The sequence below is a fragment of the Aeromonas sp. JL9 genome, from assembly GCF_024436075.1.
Taxonomy (GTDB): Bacteria; Pseudomonadota; Gammaproteobacteria; order Enterobacterales; family Aeromonadaceae; genus Aeromonas; species Aeromonas veronii.
In genome coordinates, this window is sequence record NZ_JANFNV010000058.1 from 1 (window position 1) to 5810 (window position 5810).

Sequence of the window (5810 nt, forward strand, 5' to 3'; positions counted from 1 at the left end):
AATGAGCGTTCACATTGGTCCGGAAATGGTGTTCACGTTGAATCGGAATTGGTGTTCATGATCGGCCGGAATATGCACTGCGATTACATCCGGAGAAAACCAAGCTGCTGCCGTTTGGCTCGCAGGCCGCGAAACGAGCGCACCACAACAGAGAGCGAGGCAGCAGTTTCGACTTTCTGGGGTTTAGCCACTACATGGGGTGTACCCGTCGAGGGGGGGGTCACGGTGATGCGTAAGACGAAGCGGTCGAGAGCACAGGGGCAGCTCAGGCAGATCTGGCGGGGATTGAAAGGGAAGCGACTGCACAGGCCGATAGGGGAGACAGGGGCTTGGCTGCGAAAAGTAGTGATGGGCCACATGAATTACTATGCGGTGCCACATAACTTGCAGGCGGTCGGGATGTTTATTCGTGAAGTGAGGAAGGCGTGGCTAAGGGCGTTACGGCGCCGGAGTCAGCGCCAGCGAATGCAATGGGAGCGGTTCAAGGGATACCTGGCATTGTGAATCCCGTCACCGCGCGTAATGCATCCGTATCCTGATAAGCGATTTGACGTTAGGACTCGAGGTAGGAGCCGGATGCGTTAGTAGCGCACGTCCGGATCTGTGCGGGGGGTGGCGGGTGACCGCCATTCCTACCGCGACATCATGACGTGATGGCGAGACAGGTCAGACCGTGACTGGCAAAACCCGAGGTGTTCAAAGCACTTTCGAGAGCGACAAACTGATAGAGGAGCCAGTCAGCGAATTCCATCAGGGACAGAGGCAGTAGCCTCGATCACAGTCCGGATCTATGGCTGCAATCTCAACCTAACTCACCGTCATCGATTGAAGGCTTGGCAAACCGGGGCGACCATCTATGAATACCCTTGGTCTACCTGTCAGAAAGCCCCGAGTGTAGCGGTCACCTGGGGCTGGGGCAGTTGTGGCTTGATGGTTGATTTGGGAAACAACGCCGAGTTGAAGAGAACCACGCGTCAGCTGTTGGAGTGTCGCACATTTTATCCGACTTCCCGGTGCTCGGTACTAGCACCAATGAAAAGCTATTTTTGCTTGTTAGCTGCATAGCTAATGATAGTATATTGAACGTTTTTTGGTTTCCGTAGCTGAGTTTCTGTTCAGCTAATTCAAATTGAAAAAAATAATGTAAATATTTATGTTGCTATATTTAATTGCTCTATTAGTGGATTGAAAATGGAAAATATATCCCCCCAGAAAAGCCAATTTATTATGGAAAGGGGCGCAGGGTCGATAAACTTTGATTACGACCAATTTTTATTTGAAGACCTTTTGGACGAAAATTCGTTAGCTGGATTTTACGGGCCCAGCGGTTCGAGAAAATCGTTCATTATAATAGATATTGCCTGTCGGATTGCATCAGGAAAGAGGTGGCAGGGTCGGGAGGTAAAACAGGGTGCTGTAATCTATGTTGCTGCCGAGGGAAGCAATGGCATGAAAAAACGCATGCACGCCTGGATTAATAAATACAATAATGGGCAAGACCTGGACAATCTTTACCGTATATCACAACCAATATTTGTATCACAGCCACAGGTTGTTACCGATTTGATTTTGGCTACAGAGAATGTTCAAAATGAAACTAATATGCCTGTAAGATTGATCGTTATTGATACGCTTGCACGCAGTTTTATTGGTAATGAAAACTCTGCTGAGGATATGGGGAAATTCATCGCTGGTTGTGATGAAATAAAATACAAAACTGGTGCAACAATTCTCATTGTGCATCACACAGGGAAAGACCTAGGTCAGGGTGCAAGAGGTGCCTATTCATTCAAAGCTGCATTAGACAGTGAGTATTTTATAACTAAGATAGAAGGCAATGGTACTATAACTACTAAATTAGAATGCACTAAAAATAAGGAGGGGGGTGACGGATTAAAAATGGAAATACATCTACAGATCGAGGCTATAGGGAAAACAACAAAAGGAAAAACCATTGATACCTTGGTTGTCATAGACCATAATAGTCGTTTGGTCGGAGCCCCAAGTACTATACAAGATAAGAACAACCAGCGACTCCGTAAAGATAAAAAACCTAAAGAAACAGTTGATGAAAATTTCTAAAAATAATGACCATAATATAAAGAATTTCGCTCTGGCTGCTCCTTTTTTAGGAAGAGTACCTAGGTTGTTCATGCCTATGCCAAGTGGTAAGCGTCCAATAAATATTATACTAGATGCTGAAAGTGGTCATGAAAGACTGCGTGTTGAATTGGCGGAAGGGCTTGATAGTTCAGACCAAGGCGTGCTTCTCGCATTAATCGCCCTAGCTGGAATTGATAGTAAAATAATTTCGTCAGCCAATACAGGGCCGAAGTCGAGTCTGTTGTGGAATGATTTGAATGTAAGTTTTGATGCTGAAACTGAACAATGCGCATTAGTAACTACTACACAGACCGACATTTTAAACATTCTAGGGTGGAATAGATCAGGTCATGAATACAATAGGTTGAAGAAATGCTTAAATAGATTGAAGAATGTAAGTTTACTTATATTTAAGGGGGAGAGAAAGTGGCGATCTGGGCTGCTGAGTTATCTAATTAACAACACGTCGGCAATTGGTGAGGAAGATATCGTCTATGTTGTTTTGAACTCCAAAATTGCAAAATCGGTCGATGGGGGACAATACGCTAGGATATGTTTAGAGGAACGTCGTTCGCTTAGTTCAAATATAGCCAAGCTTCTTCATACATGGCTTTCATTCAATATCAATCATGGCTACCGCTTATCCCCTTATATAGATACCCTAGTACAGCGTATTTGGGGTGAGCCATGCAAGCCTCCCCAATCTAAATCAAAAACAGAGTATGAAAAAAAAGAGATAAGGCGTAAACGTGCTGAGATTGTTACTGCATTGAAGCAACTCAGCGAGTTGGACGGCTGGAGAGTTCGGTTTAATGACAAGGTTGGCTCTAATAAGCAAGTCGAGGTGAAGCGTTTAAGAGTCATCAATGGGGCTGTAGAAAAACGTTAAAGCGATGTACGAAATCGACGTTAAAGCATGGTACGTCGCTACGTTAATTCATGGTACGAAAATTTATTGTAAATTCTCTTGCAGCCCTTGTCCTACAAGGGCCTCAGCCATTTCATGTTCCTGCTGTTTAAGAAGATCTTAAAGGAAATCTCCTCTTATTACGAAAAGACACTCACATATTTCTATTGCTCAGTGTAAAACACTGAGCATCATGATAGCCAGTTCCTTTTCTGTTCGCTATGATGTCAATTTATGTGTTTTAGACCTAGTGGCCATGCACAGAATCAATACCAGCCATGAAAATGGTATTATTACCCTCAGCCCCTCATCTTGATATAAGTGGGTTCATCATAATGATGTTCATAGAAATAACCACATCTTCATGGAAAAGCAGTGTTCCATCCAATTTGGCTGGTGAACAATTAACGATTTTCATAAGTAAAAATAGTAATGCCATCTGTTCATAAAAAAGTTCAGACCATATCCAAGAATTAATGCGTGTGTCAATCTGTTGATAAAATTAAAATGAGGGCGAAGCCCTAAAAATTTTAAAGCGAAGCGCCTAATAATACAAATCGAATAACAACGAAGTGGCAAGAGCGTGTGCGAAGCTAACACGCGGGTGTTTAAATTTCAATTGTGCTCAGACATTACTCACTAGCTATGGTAGTGATAGTAGTTTTATTTAACGTTAGAAATCTATCTATTTCCCTTTTTTATTTCTATCCAATTCAGCAGTCCGAATTCGTCTCATAGTTGCATGAGAGTAGTGCAGTTCGATCATTTTTACGCTGTTGCCGACTTGCGCAGCAATGTGTGCTAGTGGCTCTCCTCTAAGTATCTCATTAGTTATATAGGTATGCCTGAACCAATACAATGTTCCTTCAACTTCCATCTCATCAGCGAAAGATCGCCAAATCTCGGCAGGACGTTTTAGTTCGAATAGGCACTGGCTTGGAGCCTTAGCTTTGGCTTCAGATATTTTTTCAAATCCCTGTATTTTAGCAAGCGGAGACATTACTTCAATTATAACCTTGCTCTCCTTCCCACTCCTTGAAATAATCATCTCACGGCCCTCTTTTATAGTGCCCTCCATTTTCCCCTTGCGTACTTTTAAGTAGTAATCTTTTTCTGTTTTTAGATCATCCCATCTAACACCAAGTGCCTCATTCCCTGTTCTAATACCGGTTAGATAAAGAAACTTGCAATACAAGTTAAAAATTACTCTATCGGTGTTTGTTGGGGATAATAATTGCCATTTAGTTAGTTTATCAAAAATTGTTTTTATTTGATTAGGTTCCCAGCACTCTCCTTTTATAATATTTTTAGTTTCTACTTTATTGCTCATGTCAGGTATCGAGCTTATGAGGGCTTGTTCTTTTGCTTCAAGCAAGATCCTTCTCAATACAATATGGATTGAGTTGGCAAGTGATTTCCCTGGAGCATCATGAGTCTCACAGTATTTATTCCAAAACAGTCTAACTGATCTATCGTTGATGCTAGCAATCTCTTGCTCACCAAAATATGGAAGGAGGTGATTCTTGATCAAGCTTATGTAATATGTATCTATAGGTTTAGAGCGCTTCAAGTAGAATTGAACGATTTCATTCGCTATTGTTTTAAACGCAATACCCTTTTTAAGCGCAACACCACTCGATAATTTCATTTTTAACATCAGTGCTATTTGATGTGCTTCTGACGTTGCATCTCGTAAGTCGAGTTTCCGTGTGCTCTGACGATAGTCATGAATGCCATCTGCTGGTTGATGGACTCTACAGTGCCACCTGGCGCTGCCTTTTTGCTTGAATAGTGTTATGCCTCCGCCTAAATCATGACGATTTTTGAACGTGCTCTGACTGTCAGCCTCGATCCTCTCTGCCAGCATTCTAGCCAAGTCGTGTACAGAAAATTTACTCAACACATCGATCAAATCGCTCATGAGAAGCCCCTAATACTCAACGCAGTCTCATACTAACATTGTGTATAGTTCCATGGATATCAATTTAAAGATTGTTGTAAGTTACTGAATTTATAGTGGTATGTTATATTGCGTTCTGATTGCAAATCAGGACGATGCCACCTGATGGCATCGTAGTGGTTGAGCTGCGGTGCAAGATGCCCTCCGAGAGGAGGCTCAATGCAGCGCGACCCGATGACGGCATATCCGGGGCTATCTAAAGAAGATGCGCCGGATATTCGGGGTGCGAGATTGTACTCGCCCCCACGTCATCATGCAATTTGGCAGGAATATCATGCGAATGGAAAATCAGCTTTTGGGGAATCTTTGATGGTGGGTTAGCGATAGTTGCTGATGTTCAATTATCCAGTGCGAGTTGAAAATCGGGAAACTGTTCGCTCATAAAATTGCGGGGGCTGTGGCCATTGCCTGCGGTGGCCAGCCATTCCCAATCCAGTCTTGGCGAGCCCGCTTTGAAGCGTTGATAGGCAACGCCCTGATGAATGGTCAGAAAGAGGGTCGTGGGGAGTCCCAGCTTGTTGCTGTAGCGCACCATCAGGTCACCCTGATAGTCGTTGCTGATTCTGACTTTGAGCGCCTGCAGTGTCAGACCGGTGGCGTGACCATGCTCGTCCCAGACTTCAAACATGATGTGAACACTCTGATGTCGATGATGCCACGATGAGCAAGATGGGATGCAATTGCAACTGTCAGATCTGACAATGCCGAAAAAGTGTGAGGGGGATAGCAGAAAGCGAAAACCCGGCGCGAGGCCGGGTTTTCTTGAATGATGGTGGAGGGAGAAGGATTCGAACCTTCGAAGGCAGAGCCGTCAGATTTACAGTCTGATCCCTTTGGCCG

Annotated in this window: 4 protein-coding genes; 2 read left to right on the top strand and 2 right to left on the bottom strand. The window is 43.7% G+C overall.

Annotated features, from left to right (window positions below):
- Window positions 1-1191: 1191 nt before the first annotated feature.
- Together NOM06_RS20610 and repC are read left to right on the top strand one after the other, a co-directional pair.
- Window positions 1192-2082 (top strand): helicase RepA family protein, encoded by an 891-nt coding sequence (locus NOM06_RS20610; protein ID WP_255913008.1) that lies wholly within the window; start codon window positions 1192-1194, stop codon window positions 2080-2082.
- Window positions 2069-2992 (top strand): replication protein C, IncQ-type, encoded by a 924-nt coding sequence (repC, locus tag NOM06_RS20615; RefSeq protein WP_255913009.1) that lies wholly within the window; start codon window positions 2069-2071, stop codon window positions 2990-2992. The genes NOM06_RS20610 and repC overlap by 14 nt, the downstream gene beginning before the upstream one ends.
- A 703-nt stretch (window positions 2993-3695) precedes the next feature.
- On the opposite strand, the gene NOM06_RS20620 is transcribed toward repC, so the two are convergent.
- Window positions 3696-4931, bottom strand: a complete 1236-nt coding sequence (locus tag NOM06_RS20620; RefSeq protein WP_255913010.1) for a site-specific integrase — start codon at window positions 4929-4931, stop codon at window positions 3696-3698.
- Window positions 4932-5307: 376 nt separating this feature from the next.
- Entirely contained in the window at window positions 5308-5598 is a 291-nt protein-coding gene (locus NOM06_RS20625; protein ID WP_120415623.1) for a hypothetical protein, read from the bottom strand.
- Window positions 5599-5810 lie beyond the last annotated feature (212 nt).

Coding starts and splice junctions, on each gene's coding strand:
- NOM06_RS20610 (WP_255913008.1), top strand. CDS start 1,192: ATGGAAAATATATCCCCCCAGAAAAGCCAATTTATTATGGAAAGGGGC.
- repC (WP_255913009.1), top strand. CDS start 2,069: ATGAAAATTTCTAAAAATAATGACCATAATATAAAGAATTTCGCTCTG.
- NOM06_RS20620 (WP_255913010.1), bottom strand. CDS start 4,931: ATGAGCGATTTGATCGATGTGTTGAGTAAATTTTCTGTACACGACTTG.
- NOM06_RS20625 (WP_120415623.1), bottom strand. CDS start 5,598: ATGTTTGAAGTCTGGGACGAGCATGGTCACGCCACCGGTCTGACACTG.